Source organism: Curtobacterium sp. NPDC089991, assembly GCF_044748425.1.
GTDB lineage: Bacteria > Actinomycetota > Actinomycetes > Actinomycetales > Microbacteriaceae > Curtobacterium.
The window spans coordinates 624,905-638,010 of sequence record NZ_JBIVGB010000001.1; the positions used below are offsets into that span (position 1 = coordinate 624,905).

14 protein-coding genes are annotated in these 13,106 nt (G+C 65.2%); 10 read left to right on the forward strand and 4 right to left on the reverse strand.

Going from position 1 to position 13,106, the window contains the following annotated elements:
* Positions 1-3: 3 nt before the first annotated feature.
* From ACIPV1_RS03000 to ACIPV1_RS03020, 5 genes are all read left to right on the forward strand, one after another.
* A complete protein-coding gene (locus tag ACIPV1_RS03000) occupies positions 4-282 on the forward strand; it encodes a hypothetical protein (RefSeq protein ID WP_131845087.1) in 279 nt (92 codons plus the stop codon).
* 166 nt (positions 283-448) lie between these two features.
* A complete protein-coding gene (locus ACIPV1_RS03005; protein WP_235035967.1) occupies positions 449-1,198 on the forward strand; it encodes an ABC transporter permease in 750 nt (249 codons plus the stop codon).
* Between the two features lie 635 nt (positions 1,199-1,833).
* Positions 1,834-3,591 (forward strand): cytochrome c oxidase subunit I, encoded by a 1,758-nt coding sequence (ctaD, locus tag ACIPV1_RS03010; protein WP_123293731.1) that lies wholly within the window; start codon positions 1,834-1,836, stop codon positions 3,589-3,591.
* Between the two features lie 71 nt (positions 3,592-3,662).
* Positions 3,663-3,911, forward strand: a complete 249-nt coding sequence (locus ACIPV1_RS03015; protein ID WP_123293732.1) for a hypothetical protein — start codon at positions 3,663-3,665, stop codon at positions 3,909-3,911.
* A 38-nt stretch (positions 3,912-3,949) separates the two neighbouring features.
* Positions 3,950-4,432, forward strand: coding sequence for a hypothetical protein (locus ACIPV1_RS03020; protein WP_123937991.1), 483 nt, complete (start codon positions 3,950-3,952; stop codon positions 4,430-4,432).
* 47 nt (positions 4,433-4,479) lie between these two features.
* On the opposite strand, the gene ACIPV1_RS03025 is transcribed toward ACIPV1_RS03020, so the two are convergent.
* A complete protein-coding gene (locus tag ACIPV1_RS03025) occupies positions 4,480-5,400 on the reverse strand; it encodes a LysR family transcriptional regulator (protein WP_235035966.1) in 921 nt (306 codons plus the stop codon).
* A gap of 152 nt (positions 5,401-5,552) precedes the next feature.
* Between ACIPV1_RS03025 and ACIPV1_RS03030 the strand changes: the two genes are divergently transcribed.
* From ACIPV1_RS03030 to ACIPV1_RS03050, 5 genes are read left to right on the forward strand one after another with little or no spacing between them, the layout of a single operon-like run.
* Positions 5,553-6,617 (forward strand): TDT family transporter, encoded by a 1,065-nt coding sequence (locus ACIPV1_RS03030; RefSeq protein ID WP_243649815.1) that lies wholly within the window; start codon positions 5,553-5,555, stop codon positions 6,615-6,617.
* A gap of 32 nt (positions 6,618-6,649) precedes the next feature.
* Positions 6,650-7,246 carry a uracil-DNA glycosylase family protein gene (locus tag ACIPV1_RS03035; RefSeq protein ID WP_159573342.1) on the forward strand — a complete coding sequence of 199 codons (597 nt, stop codon included), beginning with the start codon at positions 6,650-6,652 and terminating at the stop codon, positions 7,244-7,246.
* On the forward strand, positions 7,243-8,334 hold the full coding sequence (locus ACIPV1_RS03040; RefSeq protein WP_221182551.1) for a thiamine pyrophosphate-dependent enzyme: 1,092 nt from the start codon (positions 7,243-7,245) through the stop codon (positions 8,332-8,334). The genes ACIPV1_RS03035 and ACIPV1_RS03040 overlap by 4 nt, the downstream gene beginning before the upstream one ends.
* A complete protein-coding gene (locus ACIPV1_RS03045; protein ID WP_123293737.1) occupies positions 8,331-9,347 on the forward strand; it encodes an alpha-ketoacid dehydrogenase subunit beta in 1,017 nt (338 codons plus the stop codon). Before ACIPV1_RS03040 ends, ACIPV1_RS03045 begins: the two co-directional genes overlap by 4 nt.
* Positions 9,344-10,705, forward strand: coding sequence for a dihydrolipoamide acetyltransferase family protein (locus tag ACIPV1_RS03050; RefSeq protein ID WP_123293738.1), 1,362 nt, complete (start codon positions 9,344-9,346; stop codon positions 10,703-10,705). The genes ACIPV1_RS03045 and ACIPV1_RS03050 overlap by 4 nt, the downstream gene beginning before the upstream one ends.
* Positions 10,706-10,739: 34 nt before the next feature.
* Here ACIPV1_RS03050 and ACIPV1_RS03055 read toward each other — a convergent pair whose 3' ends face one another.
* The 3 genes from ACIPV1_RS03055 to ACIPV1_RS03065 all read right to left on the reverse strand — a co-directional run bounded on the left by ACIPV1_RS03055 (position 10,740) and on the right by ACIPV1_RS03065 (position 13,101).
* Positions 10,740-11,435: a potassium channel family protein gene (locus ACIPV1_RS03055; RefSeq protein WP_123293739.1), complete on the reverse strand. Its 696-nt coding sequence runs from the start codon at positions 11,433-11,435 to the stop codon at positions 10,740-10,742.
* 510 nt (positions 11,436-11,945) lie between these two features.
* Complete coding sequence (locus ACIPV1_RS03060) at positions 11,946-12,113, reverse strand: hypothetical protein (protein WP_165901042.1); 168 nt, start codon at positions 12,111-12,113, stop codon at positions 11,946-11,948.
* Positions 12,114-12,597: 484 nt separating this feature from the next.
* Positions 12,598-13,101 carry a DUF4396 domain-containing protein gene (locus ACIPV1_RS03065; protein ID WP_185094187.1) on the reverse strand — a complete coding sequence of 168 codons (504 nt, stop codon included), beginning with the start codon at positions 13,099-13,101 and terminating at the stop codon, positions 12,598-12,600.
* Positions 13,102-13,106 lie beyond the last annotated feature (5 nt).

Sequence of the window (13,106 nt, forward strand, 5' to 3'; positions counted from 1 at the left end):
ACAATGCAGCGCATCGTGAAATGGTCTCCAGTGGAGACGCATCAGTACGGGTGGGACCGAAGCGCACCAGCAGATGACTGGATGGCATCCGATGTTGACGCGCACCATGTGGAGTGGTTCGACGTAGACGTGAACCATCTTGTGCAGGTCCCGGCGCTGCAGCAGGCGCTCACGCGCGATGGTCAGATCGGTACGATCCGGGAGATGACGCACGAGATGCGTGATGGGCAACGCATCTTCATCTTTCTCGTCGACTTTGGCAGACAGGGCGGTGACCAATAGTCGGCATGCTCCCGGCGATCCGGCGGACCGAATCAACGATGCTCAGGCGGGCGGTCCTGCCCGAGGGCAAGGGGACGCGCGCCTTGGCCGGACACACCTTCTTTTCTTCCCGATCTGGGTACGCCTGCAACCTGAGCGCGTGGCGGCCGCCGGTGGAAGGAGCGAGTTGATCAATTCCGATGAAGCCGTCCGCACTCTCGTCGGCGTGGTCACTCTCGTCGGTGTTACGGCGGCGGTGTTGCTGGCAGTGCGCGCACCCTCACCGTGGGCTCCAGCATTCGCAGTTGGGCGGGGGGTGTTGCAGTTGGCTGCGATCAGCGTGCTGCTGACAGGGATCATCCGCTCGCCGGCGCTGATCACCATCGCGCTCTTGGTGATGTTCACGGTCGCGGCCATTACCTCAGCTCGACGGCTCGGCACGCTCCGCGCTCGCATTGTCCCAGTCGCGACGTGCATGGCTGCAGGAATCATGGTCGCCGGCGTACTCGTCTTCGGAACCGGGGCCATCGCGCTCACCCCGCGATACGTTCTCGCGATCGGAGGCATCGTGATCGGGAACACAATGACGATCTCGACCTTATCCGGAAGGCGATTCGTCGAACTCGTCGATGACCGATGGGACGAAGTCGAAGGGTGGCTCGCCCTTGGAGCGCAGCCACGGCAGGCCACCGTCGACCAGGTCCGCCGAGCGATCGGCGCAGCATTGGTGCCAACAGTGGACCAGACGAAAACGACCGGGCTGGTCACGCTTCCCGGAGCGTTCGTCGGCGCGGTCTTCGGTGGGGTTTCGCCCATCGAGGCCGGACGATTCCAGATCGTCGTCCTCGCCGTCATCATCGGCGCTGGCAGCATCGTGGCCACCGCACTCACCGCCTGGCTCGCTCCCGTTGCAACCCGCCCCACGCGACCACGCTGACACCCGGAAATCCCGCGCGGCACCGGCAGCCGGCACAGAGGAAACTCAGTCCGCCGCCGCCCCTTCCTCCCGACGCAGGTTCGCTCGAGTGAACCCCGGCCCGGTTCCGCCGAGCTGACACCACGACACGGACCAGTGCACCGTGCCGACCAGTGCACCGTGCCGACCAGTGCACCGTGCCGATGATGCTCGGTGGCATGGAAGTCGCCCGCTGCGCGTCGCAACCGCCGCCGCACACAACACGCCGTTGTGTGGTCACAACCGAATCTCCGTTGCCGACCGCCCGAGCGGCGAGGAAGATCGGCAGGAACGCTTCCACGAACAGGAGAGCCATGCTGATGCGCCCCAATCAACGTTCGGGTGGACCGCTCAACGGAACGGCTCGCAGCCGGTGTTACGTCGCGACGGATGCATTCGACATGCACGACCAGGCAGTCGCCGACGTCGTCACCGAAGCTGAGCAGGTGGTGCAGTCACATGCCACGACCCGGGTGCGTCACCGCCAGCCTGCTAGCGCTGCTGGGCTCATGCCAGCCCCAGTGCGTGCCTGATCGCTGCCGTCCTATTCGTGTGACCCCAGCGAGCCGGCAGAATTCGCCCAACCAGTCTCTGCACTGCATGTCGAAAGGCAGCTCATGACCGCCACAACCCCGCGCACCACCGACACCGGGGTGCCCGTGTTCGATGCGCCCCGGACCGGCGCAAAAGGAAACATCATTGTCCGGTGGATCACCTCCACCGACCACAAAGTCATCGGCTACCTATACATGATGACCTCATTCATGTTCTTCCTCCTCGCCGGCGTCATGGCCCTCGTGATCCGCGCGCAACTGTTCGAACCGGGCCTCCAAATCGTGGCGACAAAGGAGCAGTACAACCAACTGTTCACCATGCACGGCACGATCATGCTGCTGCTGTTCGCGACACCGTTGTTCTCGGGTTTTGCGAACGCGATCATGCCGCTGCACCTCGGCGCGCCGGATGTCGCGTTTCCCCGACTGAACGCCTTTTCGTACTGGATCTACCTGTTCGGCGGCCTCATCACTGTGGGCGGTTTCCTGACTCCGCAGGGTGCAGCATCGTTCGGGTGGACCGCGTACGCGCCACTGTCGGACACGACCTTCACGCCAGGCCTCGGTGGCACCCTGTGGGTGTTCGGGCTCATCCTCGTCGGATTCGCATCAATCCTCGGGTCGGTCAACTTCATCACCACCATCATCTGCATGCGTGCCCCCGGCATGACGATGTTCCGCATGTCGATCTTCTCCTGGACCGTCCTGGTAACTGCGCTGCTGGTACTGATCGCGTTCCCGGTATTGGCCGCTGCCCTCTTCGGCCTCGGCCTCGACCGTGTCTTCGACGCGCAGATCTTCAATCCCGCCAACGGTGGAGCGCTGCTGTGGCAGCACATGTTCTGGTTCTTCGGGCACCCCGAGGTGTACATCATCGCGTTGCCGTTCTTCGGCATCATCTCCGAGATCATGCCCGTGTTCAGCCGAAAGCCGATTTTCGGCTACAAGACACTGATTTACGCCACCATCTCTATCGGAGCCTTGTCGGTGACCGTGTGGGCACACCACATGTACGTCACCGGCAGCGTCCTGCTGCCGTTCTTCTCACTGATGACGATGCTGATCGCAGTCCCGACCGGGGTGAAGATCTTCAACTGGATCGGCACCATGTGGCGCGGCTCGGTGACATTCGAAACACCGATGCTCTGGGCTGTCGGGTTTCTCATTACCTTCACCTTTGGTGGCCTTACCGGCGTGATCCTGTCGTCTCCGCCGTTGGACTTCCACCTCTCCGACAGCTACTTCGTCGTCGCCCACTTCCACTACGTCGTGTTCGGCACCGTCGTGTTTGCAATGTTCGGCGGTTTCTACTTCTGGTGGCCGAAGTGGACCGGGAAGATGCTCAACGAACGGCTCGGCAAGATCCACTTCTGGTTACTGTTCCTCGGGTTCCACACCACGTTCCTCGTGCAGCACTGGCTCGGCGTGATCGGCATGCCCCGCCGTTACGCGACCTACTTGCCGCAGGACGGGTTCACCTGGCTGAACCAGGTCTCCACGATCGGGTCGATACTGCTCGGGATCTCATTCCTGCCATTCCTGTTCAATATCTACATCACGGCTCGGAAGGCACCCAAGGTGCAGGTCAATGACCCATGGGGGTACGGTCGCTCCCTCGAGTGGGCAACCCAGTGTCCGGTACCGCGACACAACTTCACCTCGATCCCCAGGATCCGGTCGGAGTCCCCGGCGTTCGACCTGAATCACCCTGAGGCTGGCATCCCGATCGGGCGCGGCCCATTCACAGATGCTCCGGATGGCCCCGTGGTGCATGGCAATTCTGTCAAGCAGGTTGGCGACGAGAACGGGCAGACGTTCTGATGCAACGGACGAGTCGGTCTCGCAGACGATTCAGTGCCAACGACGCGGAACGTGATCGGAGCGTGTCGCGGATGTCGATGAGCATGCGGGAAGCTGCGCAGATCTCGGCCAATGCCCGCAACGGACTGTTGGACCTGTCCGATCCGACGATCCGCCGTCTGGTCGGCGATGCGCACCAGATCACCGTCCGGGCGAGCGTGTGGGGCGACGCACCAGATGGGCAACCCCGCCGGCAGAAGCGGCTGCTGCTCACCGGCGTCTCCCTCGTCGTCTTGATCGCTGCCGCAGCACTGTTCGTTCCGCTGCTGCATGCCGTTTGATCCGTCCCCGACACCCGCCGCCACATAAGGGAGCACCAATGACCCCCCACACCATCGCCAGCGTGTACCGCGACGTGGTGCATCAGTGGAGCACGCAGTACGCCGGCCGGCGATCGATCATCGCGGTCGATGGTGATTCCGTCTACGCCGTGCACGCGGTTGCGACGGCGCTCGGTGACGCGGTCACTGCAGCTGGCTACGCCGTGCAACACGAGACGATCACTTCGGTCATCACCGCGATGGGAGCACGAGCGGATGTGGCGATTCCCTTCCGCAGCGACCCGGTAGGAGCGGACGTGCTCATCGTGACCGGATGGGGACTGTTGCAAGTGCCCGCTCGAGGGCTCTGGGACTGGACGATCTGGGCCAGTACCGGCATTGTCCGCGCGCCCATCCGTGATGTCGGAGCCGCGCAGGCGTTCACGCAACGAGACGAACCGCGATCCGCAGCGAACGCCATCATCGACGTTTCCAACCCCAACACACCATTCCGTGAATGGAACGACGCGTGCGCAATATGACAACCCCGCGACGCCGTGGCCGCCAGCTCCGGTTCGCCAGCAGACGACTACACCGGGTGGGTTGCGGTGTGCAGGAACGCCGCGGTCGCGGCTGATGGCGGCGTCGACCAGATCGCGGTAAACCGCCGAAGCGGTGATGGGCCATCGACCGGGACCCGCACGAGGACCCCAGCGTCGACATCCGCACGTACCGAACGGACACTCATCACCGCCGGCGCCACGCCTGAGCGAACGTTCGCGCGAATCACCGCGGTGGTATCAAGCTGCGCCGCCGGTTCCACCATCGTCAACCCCTGGTCACGCAACCACCCTTCCACGACAGCGCGCGTGCCCGATCCCTGCTCGCGCACCAGCAGCGGTGTCGCGGCGACATCCGCCGCCGTCACAGACGCCGCTGACGCCCATGGATGCTCTGCCGCAACGACCACCGTGAGCTCATCGTCCGCAACCGGCATCGCATGAAGATCCACCGGCGTGTGTGGCCCCTCAACGAACCCGATGTCAGCGGCGCCGGTGCGGACGTACCCGATCACGTCGGTGCTGTTCCCCGCCAACATGCGCACACTGATCTCCGGCGCCGCACGACGGGAGCGCAACAACCACTCCGGCAACATCAACTCCGCGATCGTTTGCGACGCGGCAACCGTGATCGTGCCCGATGGCAGCCGCAGTGCATGCACACCTGCCTCCAATCGTGCTGCCGCATCCAACACCGGTGCGGCAAGCTCCATCACCGTCGCCCCAGCATCGGTGAGCCACGAACCCGACGAGGAACGCACCACCAGCTGCACCCCGACCATCCGCTCCGCCGCCGCAATCCGCGCTGACACCGCCTGTTGAGTGATGCCCAACTGGCTCGCAGCCATCGACAACGAGCCCGACTCCGAGACACGCTGCAGCACGTCCAACGTGTCGAGATCCAGCTTCCGGTCCGTCACACGACGTTTCACAAACCATGATTGTGCCACCCCGAAACAGTTCGTGGTTCCACCACGCCCGAGGTCGGGGTCAGACTGCCTGCATGACCACCCAGACCGCACCGGCACCCAGCACGACCAAGCGGCACGGTGCCCCAAAGCGGCGCACGGTGTTCCGAGAGCTCGATCGGCCAGGGCATATCGTGTCGAACCTGACTCCGAACTGGTTCGCATCCATCATGGGCACCGGCATCGTCGCCGTCGCCGCTGCATCACTCCCGCTGCAGTTCCCAGGGCTGCGCACCGGCGCGACGGTGGTGTGGGCAATCGCTGCGATCCTGCTCATCGCCCTCACCATCGCGACGGTCCTGCATTGGGTGCGCTACCGGGACACCGCGGCGAAGCACCACCTGCACCCGGTCATCTCGCACTTCTACGGCGCCCCGCCAATGGCGTTTCTCACCGTCGGTGCAGGCACGATCCTGCTCGGCAAGGACTGGATCGGCCTCCCCGCCGCCGTCACCATCGACTGGGTCCTCTGGACCATCGGCACCATCGGAGGACTGCTCACGGCAGTGCTCGTGCCGTACCTGGCGTTCACCCGCCACGAGAACAAGCCCGACTCCGCGTTCGGCGGTTGGTTGATGCCGATCGTCCCGCCGATGGTGTCTGCCTCCACCGGTGCGCTCCTCCTGCCCTACGCCCCCGCCGGGCAGGCGCGGGAGACGCTGCTGTGGTCCTGCTACGGCTTCTTCGGCCTCAGCCTCATCACGTCCCTGGTCGTGATCACCCTGATCTGGAACCGTCTCGCGCAGCACAAGGTCGGCGCCGCCGGCATGGTCCCGACTCTGTGGATCGTCCTCGGGCCGGTCGGGCAGTCGATCACCGCCGTGAACCTCCTCGCCTCGAACGCCCCCACCGTTGTCGATGCGAGTACCGCGCATGCCCTGCTGGTCGTGGCGCTGGTGTACGGGTTCGCGATGCTCGGCTTCGCGCTGCTGTGGACCGTCATCGCCCTCGCCATCACCATCCGCACCGCGAAGCAGCACCTCCCGTTCAGCCTGACCTGGTGGTCGTTCACGTTCCCCGTCGGCACCTGCGTCACCGGCCTGAACGGCCTGGCCCTGCACTCCGGACTCACCGTCGTCGCTGGCCTCGCCGTCCTGTACTACGCCGGCCTCGTCGCCGCGTGGATCACTGTTGCCGTCCGCACCTTCCACGGCTCCGTCATCCGCGGCACCCTCCTCGCGCCCCCGAAGCCAGCTTGATGCGGCGATCACCACGTGATGCTGCCGCCGCTGTGCGCGACACCGGTCGGACGTTCGCACCGGCGGATGTTCGGTCGCTGAACGGGTTGGCGGAGATGTGGCGGCTCGCACCGGATGGGACCAGGCGATTCGTGCCGGGCTTCGACGCTCACTCCGGTGGGGTCGAATCCCAGGTCCTGGTGCTGATGGAATCGCCCGGTCCCGCCACGATCGCGGTCGGCGCGGGTGCGATCTGCAGCGAGGACAATCCCGGCCCGACAGTGGCTGCGTTCAGGCGCGCGCGTGCGGAATCTGGGCTGCCGCGTACGGCGTACCTGCGGTGGAATATCGTGCCGTGGGAACTCGCGAGAAGACCCACGCGAGCAGATCTGGTGGAAAGCATCCCCGCGCTGTCGACGCTCCTTGCCTCGCTTCCGCAACTGGCCGCGATCGTCACCTTCGGAGCCACGGCGCTGGACGGCGTCATGCGGTACCTCACCATGACAGACGCCCCGACTGTGCTACCGGTGATCGCCGCGCCACACCCCTCACCGGCCAACGGTCGGCACCGGGCCGAACAACACCTCCGCGCCGTGAATGCGTTACGGGTCGGATGGGCAATTGCGCAAAGGAGCAGCAGACCGTTATGACCTCCCGCACAACGCCGACGCAAGAGCCCGACAACATCCCCGAAGAGCAACAAGCTGAGCTGCTGTCCTTGATGCTCCGAGTGCGGCGGTTCGAGGAACGCGCCGCCCGCGCCTACACGCAAGCCCTGATCGGTGGATACTGCCACCTGAATCTCGGCGAGGAGGCTGCGGTCGCCGGGATCACGACCGCGATGCAGCCGATGGATTACCTGTTCACCAACTACCGGGAGCACGGGTACGCGATCGGCCGCGGAATCGACCCGAACCGGGTGATGGCGGAGTTGTACGGCCGCGTCGACGGGGTTTCCAGTGGTTGGGGCGGCTCCATGCACATGTTCGACCTCACCGCGAGGCTCCTCGGCGGCTATGGGATCGTCGGCGGGCAAATCCCGCTCGCCACCGGGGCAGCCCTCGCGATCGACTACCGCGGCGGCGACGAGGTCGTGGTGTGCACGCTCGGAGACGGGACGACGAACATCGGCGCGTTCCACGAGTCGTTGAACCTCGCCGCGCTGTGGCATCTGCCGATCGTGTACGTCATCATCAACAACCAGCTCGGGATGGGCACGACCGTCGGACACGCCTCCGCGGAACCGAAACTGTACAAGCGCGCTGCCTCCTACCGGATGGCCGCCGAACGCGCCGACGGGCTGCACCCGGTCACCGTGCAGCAAGCGATGACCCGCGCACTCGCGTCAGCGCGTCGAAATGAGCCGTTCCTGCTGGAACTCACCACCGAACGCTTGAAAGGCCATTCGGTGGTGGACCCGGCGAAGTACCGCACCGACAGCGAAACGGAAGCGCTCCGCGAGCACGACCCGGTCGCCGCCTACCGGGCGGCGCTGATCGCCGCAGAGATCATCGACGACGATGCCGCCGCCGCCATGGACGCCGCCGCCATCGCTGCAGCCACCGCGGCAGCGGACTACGCCGCGAACAGCGCCCACCCGGACCCCAGCACCCTGTTCGACTACACCTACGCCACACCGGTCCCGAACGACACGCGCCGGCTCCCTGCACAGCCGCTGTTCCCACCGCCCACTGACACGAACTATCCCGCCACGACAAGTCAGGAGCAGACCCGATGACTGTGATGAGCTACCGGGACGCGCTCCGGATGACGCTCCGCGAGGAACTCCTCGCGGACGAGAACGTGCTCCTGCTCGGCGAAGAGATCGGGATATTCGAAGGGTCGTACAAAATCACTCAGGGGCTGCTCGAGGAGTTCGGGCCACGCCGTGTCCGCGACACCCCAATCGCGGAAGAAGGGTTCACCGGTGCCGCGATCGGTGCCGCGATGCTCGGACTGCGACCGGTGGTGGAGATCATGACCATCAACTTCTCCCTCCTCGCACTCGATCAGATCGTCAACCACGCCGCGAAGATCTACGGCATGTTCGGCGGGCAGAGCCGCGTACCGCTAGTGATCCGCACACCAGGTGGCGGCGGTCAACAGCTCGGTGCAACGCACTCGCAGAACGTGGAGCTGTACTACGCGTTCGTACCCGGTATGAAAGTCGTCGCACCGTCCACCCCAGCGGACGCACGTACGCTCCTGCGTGCGTCGATCCGGGACGACGACCCGGTGCTGTTCCTCGAGAACCTCGCCCTCTACAACATCAAGGACGACGTACCCGATGACGTCGACGACGTCGAAATTGGTCGCGCCGCTGTCAGCCGCGTCGGGTCTGACGTCACGCTCATCGGCTACTCACGCACCGCGCACCTGGCGCGGCAAGCAGCAACACGGCTCGCCGAGGACGGCATCGACGCCGAAGTCATCGACCTGCGAAGCCTCCGCCCACTCGATCGCGAGACCGTGATCCGTTCCGTGCGGAAGACCCACGCCGCGGTCGTCCTTGAAGACGACTGGCTCACTTACGGCATCGGCGCGGAGCTTGCCGCGTCGATCTCCGACGGCGCCTTCGACGACCTCGACGCACCAGTCCGCCGCGTCGCGATGGCCGAAGTTCCCCTGCCATACGCCAAGCCCCTCGAAACGGTGGCCCTTCCCGCGCTCGAGGACGCGATTACCGCCGTCCACGAAACCCTCCACGCGGTCGGCTGGCGCGCCTCCGACCGGAACGGAACGTCCCGATGATCCAGATCACCATGCCGCGGCTGTCGGACACGATGGAAGAAGGCGCCATCTCCGCCTGGCACAAGCACCCCGGCGACATCGTCGAAGTCGGCGACATCCTCGTCGAGATCGAAACCGACAAAGCCACCATGGAATACGAAGCCTACGACGCTGGCACCTTGACGGAGATCCTCGTTCCCGAAGGAGAGAACGTTGCGATAGGGACTCCCATCGCGACGCTCGACGACGGTTCCGGCCCCGCGCTCAGCCCGGCGGATGGCCAACGCGCGGACTCGCCCGCCGATGAGCACACATCGCCGACCACTCCAACGTTCGTCCCCGCTCCCGCGTTCGACACATCATCCGAGCACGACCACCCCGCACGCACATCGGAAGATCCCCCCGTGGAGCCGCAACAGCGTGAACGCTCCGAAGGCATACCCGCGCCGGCAGAGCACATCGCGTTCGCGTCCCCACTGGCACGCAAACTCGCTCGCGAACACCACGTCGACATCGCCACCGTTCACGGATCGGGCCCCGGCGGCCGCCTTGTCAGGGCTGATGTCGAAGCCATCATCGACGCGGACCAGAGTGCTGCAGCTTTAGAGCACGATGTCCCGTCGACGGCAACGCTCCCCGTGCCTGGCAGCGCCTCCACACACCATCAGCAAGACACCGACGCGGACGTGACGACGCCGATGACCGGGACGCGGAAGGTGATCGCTCGCCGACTCACCGAGAGCGCCCGCACCATCCCGCACTTCACCGTCACCGCCGTCGCCGACGCTGACGCCCTCATTGATCTGCGCACCATGGTGAACGCATCACGGATCAGACAAGACACCGCGAAAGTCAGCCTCAACGACTTCATCGTCAAGGCCGCAGCCCTCGCCCTGGCCGCGCACCCGGCCATCAACGTCTCCTACCAAGACGACCCGGATCCTGCGATCACGCAGCACACTGCAGTGAACATCGGGATCGCGATGGCCGCGCCGGCCGGCCTCGTTGTCCCGGTCATGACACATGCCGACACCAGAAGCGTCAGCAGCATCAGCGCCGCCAGCCGATCCTTCAGCGCCCGTGCGGCGGATCGGAAACTGCAACCCGCCGACATGACCGGCGGCACGTTCACCGTCAGTAACCTCGGCATGTTCGGCGCGGAGTCCTTCACCGCCATCATCAACCCGCCCGAAAGCGCAATCCTCGCCGTTGGAGCAGCGACGGCGGACGCTGCCGTACACGACGGCAACCTCGTCGTCCGCCACAGGATCCGCCTCACGCTCTCCGCAGACCATCGCGTCATCGACGGCGCCCTCGCCGCTCAATACCTACAGACGCTCACCAGCCTCCTTGAAGACCCGATCTCACTCTTACTATGACGCCACGGAACGATCTGGACACCGTGGCAGGGAATCATTCACCCGACGGCGGTCGACGTTGCTGCAGCTCCTCCGGCAGCGACCGGATCTCGGCAGACAGTTCACGTAGTTCACGCCGGGTCGCGATCTGTGCTTCGTCGTCACGTCGACCGACCTGATCAATGATCCAGCTCGCGATTGTCGCGGTAACTACACCCAGCAGCGCGATGCCACTGATCATCACTCCCGCGGCGATCAACCGACCTGTCTCGGTCACCGGGGTCAGATCACCGTACCCAACGGTCGTGATCGTGACCAACGCCCACCACAGCGCATCCCCGAATGACACAATCGTCGCGCCGTCGGCATGCCGTTCCACATCGAGGATCGCTAACGCGGACACGAACACCAGCAAAGCTGTCGTCACAATCACGTACACGATCACTCGCCCGCGAACGGCAGCCCCGGTGCTCCGCTGCAGGACTCGGAACAGCTGCGCGAGCCGCAACAGCCGTAAAGGCCTCAGGAACGGCAACGCAAGAGCGGCCAGGTCCACCAGATGGTGCACGAACCACCGACCACGATGACGCGCCAACAGGAGCGTCACGAGGTAGTCCACCACGAACATCGCCCACGTGACGTTGATCACAACATCCGACACGAACGCGCTGCGGCCGTGATGATCGGCGAGCACCTCCACCGCATACGCAGCAAGAAACGCTCCCGCCGCGATCGCAAGCGGCCACCGCATTACCCGTTCCCACCGCTGCTGTGTCCACCTCACATGTGCACGATATTGCCCCTCGCCTCAGCCAGCACCTACCGAAGACCTCCCCGCGACCACGTCGACCCCCGCTCCGAGCGGGCCGCCCGAAACCGGACTCCTGGGACGCCAGATCCTGCGCCTAACCCTCACCTCGCGGGAACCACCGATTCCCGTCCGACCCGACGACATCGGGCGCGGCCGTCGCTCACTTGCCGGACTGCTCGAGATGCTCCCCGAACTCCGCGCCGTGGTCGCCAGCGGCGGTATGGCCATCGACAGCGTCATGCGACACCTCACCCTCCACGCTTGCGCCCGCGTCATCCCCGTCCTGGCAACGCCACACCCGTCACCGGCAAACGGACGCCATCGTTGAGAGCACCACCCGCAGCGGCTCCCTGCAAAGCCCGGATCTAGCTATGTGCCGATAACGAAGGTTTGTGGTACGAAACGGACACAGAGCTCTCCCCGACGATGGAGGGGGGTCTTTTTTGAGCGCTACTTCTTCGAAGCAGCCTTCGCCCGCTGCATGCGAGCGACGCGGCGGGCAGCCTTGTCACTCAGCACCGGCCACGCCTGTCGGATCGCGATCGCGATGAAGTTCATCGCGAGGGCGAATCCGACTGCGTAGCCAGCGGCAGCGGGGATCTCAATCGACAGGGGCATGGAACCTCCACCGTTCGATCTGCCAGCCCGTGGGCTGGCTCTCGGGAGCACGCCCAGTGCGTGCTCCGAGGTCTGTGGGCCTCGCGGTGCGAGGGACGGTTCATCGATGACCGAACCACGTGGGTGCCGCGATGAGCTCGCCGCGTGCACAGGTGCGGCTCGACACACTGGGCTCACCTCGCGTCGCGATCAGCCGCGAGAAGAAGGGCGGGGGCCTCACCATCCCCCGCCCTTTCATCGAGGGGCGGGGAGAGGCCTGCATCTCGCCGCAAGCGATCGCCGCCGCTGGGCCTTCGCGGGTAGAGCGTTTCGGGCACAAAAAAACCGACCCGAAGGCCGGCTGTTGGCGCGCACTATGAACGCAGGACGATTCTGACACATCTGGCGGGCATGCAGCAAGTACGTCGCACCCGCCAGATGTGCCGCCCCCTGGAGCTTGAGGGGGCCTCTGCACTCCGGCGGCCGCGAGGGCCAGTCACTTGGATCAGTGGTGGCCGTGAACGACGGCGTGCCCGAGGCCGCGGCTGATCATCCACCGGTTCACCGGGGTGGTCACGATGAACGCGATCACCAGGGAGAACGCGAGGGAGCCCCAGAACAGCCAGTCGTTCAGCTGCGCGTCCATGGCGCCGGGAACCGCGACGATGACGGTGTTGTCGATGATCTCCATCACGGCGATTGACACGGTGTCTGCGGCAAGGGCGACCTTGAACGCGGCGGAGAAGCTCAGCCCGGACCGGACGACGCCGCGCATGGTGAGGGCGTAGCCGAAGATGAACGCCAGCACGATCGACAGGATGATCGTGCCGGTGTTGTGCAGGCCGGTCGCGGTGCCGATGACCATGCCGAGGACTTCACCGATCGCGCAGCCGGTGAGGCAGTGCAGGGTCGCTTGTGCGGCCATCGTCCACGTCGTCGTCGCGTGACCGCCGCCATGGTTCTGGTGGTTGTCGTGGTCGGTCATGCTGTGGTGTTCGTGGGTGTCCATGTCGC

Excerpts from the sequence above, each read along its gene's own strand:
- ACIPV1_RS03000 (WP_131845087.1), top strand. The coding sequence starts at position 4 with ATGCAGCGCATCGTGAAATGGTCTCCAGTGGAGACGCATCAGTACGGG.
- ctaD (WP_123293731.1), top strand. The coding sequence starts at position 1,834 with ATGACCGCCACAACCCCGCGCACCACCGACACCGGGGTGCCCGTGTTC.
- ACIPV1_RS03015 (WP_123293732.1), top strand. The coding sequence starts at position 3,663 with ATGTCGATGAGCATGCGGGAAGCTGCGCAGATCTCGGCCAATGCCCGC.
- ACIPV1_RS03020 (WP_123937991.1), top strand. The coding sequence starts at position 3,950 with ATGACCCCCCACACCATCGCCAGCGTGTACCGCGACGTGGTGCATCAG.
- ACIPV1_RS03040 (WP_221182551.1), top strand. The coding sequence starts at position 7,243 with ATGACCTCCCGCACAACGCCGACGCAAGAGCCCGACAACATCCCCGAA.
- ACIPV1_RS03045 (WP_123293737.1), top strand. The coding sequence starts at position 8,331 with ATGACTGTGATGAGCTACCGGGACGCGCTCCGGATGACGCTCCGCGAG.
- ACIPV1_RS03050 (WP_123293738.1), top strand. The coding sequence starts at position 9,344 with ATGATCCAGATCACCATGCCGCGGCTGTCGGACACGATGGAAGAAGGC.
- ACIPV1_RS03055 (WP_123293739.1), bottom strand. The coding sequence starts at position 11,435 with ATGCGGTGGCCGCTTGCGATCGCGGCGGGAGCGTTTCTTGCTGCGTAT.
- ACIPV1_RS03060 (WP_165901042.1), bottom strand. The coding sequence starts at position 12,113 with ATGCCCCTGTCGATTGAGATCCCCGCTGCCGCTGGCTACGCAGTCGGA.
- ACIPV1_RS03065 (WP_185094187.1), bottom strand. The coding sequence starts at position 13,101 with ATGGACACCCACGAACACCACAGCATGACCGACCACGACAACCACCAG.